The following is a 1,953-nucleotide window of genomic DNA, read 5'->3' on the forward strand; positions in this document are numbered from 1 at the left end:
CCTGGGAGGACGTCGTTGCTTATGGCGAAGATGCTGTGATGATTCGTAATAAACAGGCTGTTCGCAAGACGGATGCCGACGACATACAATACACCTATCTTTTGGGTAAAAATAAATTAAAGGATCTGGACGTGCTTACTGAGGACGGTACGATGCTCGGTAAAGTGACGGACGTTTATTTTGACCAGGAAATGGGAAATACAATATTAGGTCTCGAAATAAGCGACGGATTTGTTTCGGATTTGATCGAAGGGCGGAAATGGCTGCCTTGCACCACGGAAATGTCCATAGGGGAGAATGCGGTCATGGTTCCTCCTATGAGCGAACAGCGTTTGGAAAAAGCCATTAATTCTGTTAACGGATAGGTGATCAATGAATATGAGATGTCCTAACTGCAATTCCAAAGATATAGGAAAAATCGGTTCCCACCAATTTTACTGCTGGGGCTGCTTTATTGAACTGACGGTGAACGGGGAGAAAATGTCCGTATACCAGGTAGAAGAGGACGGTACGCTCAGCTCGCTGGACGATTTGTTCTTTGAGGAGATTCCTCAGGATTTTCCTCATCTGCACGCTTCCTCTTAAACAATATGCATGTACCGGTCAGAAAATTTCCGCAGACCCGCGGGTCCTAACGAATATTTTTCTGATTTATGCTGCGTAAATGGAGCCGCCCCTTCCGCTAATTGTGGTTTGTCTTCACTTAACCACGGCCCGCAAGGGGGATTCACCCGGCAGCTTCAATCCCTATTATTGGTTACATAGCACCCACAGCGGAAGAAGCATACACGGTCTTATTGCCGTCATCTTGGAAACCCGTACCCGTTTTTGCCTCCATGGCGGACGCCGGTATCCGGGTTTCTTTGCGTTTACCCATAGTTCTCCTCCTAAGGCCGCCAATAGGTTAAATTCGAATTTCGGGACATATACTAACTTGACAGCACGTCCGGAAGGAGGAGACAAGGGTGGATAAACTGACGGCTAATAAATGGTTCCGGGGGATGATTTGGGTCCTGCTCGGTCTGATTATTCTGTATTTCGTTTGGCTGCTGCGGCCGATGTTCATGAATATCTATCAATTTCTAAAAGCGATCCTGGCCCCCTTTGTCGTGGCGATGATCATTTCCTATGTGCTCAATCCGGTAGTAAGCATGCTGGCCGCGCGGAAAATGCCGAGGGGAATCGCCGTGCTGCTCATTTACGCCGTCTTTCTGACCTGCCTTGCTGTGATTCTGATCAATCTGATCCCGATGCTGATCGAGCAGATGGAGGAACTGAACGAGCATTTGCCGGAGATGACGATGCATGCCCAGAACATCATGAACAACCTGGATAATCGGGGGGTTCCGGTGGGGATTAAGGAGGGCGTGGATCAGTGGCTGCTGCAGTGGGAGGACCGGCTGGCCAAAGGCATTTCCAATTTCATGGACCATATTGGCAGTACCATTAACATCGTGCTGAACATTTTCATCATCCCGTTTTTGATTTTCTACATATTAAAGGACTTCGACGTTTTTGAGCGGGCGGTCGTATCGCTGCTGCCGCGCACCCGGCGCAAGGCTTCCGTCAGATTGCTGAAGGAGATCGATGAGGCGCTCGGGAATTATGTCCGCGGGCAGTTCCTGGTGTGTCTCATCGTCGGCATTCTGGCCTATATCGGATATATGATCGTCGGCATGCCGTATGCCCTGCTGATGGCGAGCATCGTTGCGGTATTCAACATCGTGCCCTACCTTGGCCCGTTCCTGGGTGCGGCGCCTGCGGTGGTCATGGCTTCGACGATATCCTGGAAAATGGTGCTGATGGTCATCATCGTGAACTGGCTGTGCCAGCTCCTGGAGAGTAATATCGTATCGCCCCAGGTCGTGGGGAAGAAGCTGCATTTGCACCCGATGCTGATTATTTTTGCCCTTTTGGTCGGCGGAGAGATTGCAGGGGTCGTCGGACTCATTC

3 protein-coding genes are annotated in these 1,953 nt (G+C 50.1%); all 3 read left to right on the forward strand.

Annotated features, from left to right (window positions below):
- Window positions 1-365 (forward strand): PRC-barrel domain-containing protein (locus tag CPT76_RS21380; protein WP_105444404.1); only part of this gene is annotated, 365 nt, incomplete at its 5' end.
- Between the two features lie 13 nt (window positions 366-378).
- Window positions 379-585, forward strand: coding sequence for a hypothetical protein (locus tag CPT76_RS21385; RefSeq protein ID WP_076169641.1), 207 nt, complete (start codon window positions 379-381; stop codon window positions 583-585).
- 380 nt (window positions 586-965) lie between these two features.
- The coding region (locus tag CPT76_RS21390) for an AI-2E family transporter (protein WP_105444405.1) at window positions 966-1,953 on the forward strand (988 nt) is incomplete at its 3' end.

Origin of the sequence: Paenibacillus sp. AR247 (assembly GCF_002968895.1) — a bacterium.
Taxonomy (GTDB): Bacteria; Bacillota; Bacilli; order Paenibacillales; family Paenibacillaceae; genus Paenibacillus_AQ; species Paenibacillus_AQ favisporus.

Coding starts and splice junctions, on each gene's coding strand:
- CPT76_RS21385 (WP_076169641.1), top strand. CDS start 379: ATGAGATGTCCTAACTGCAATTCCAAAGATATAGGAAAAATCGGTTCC.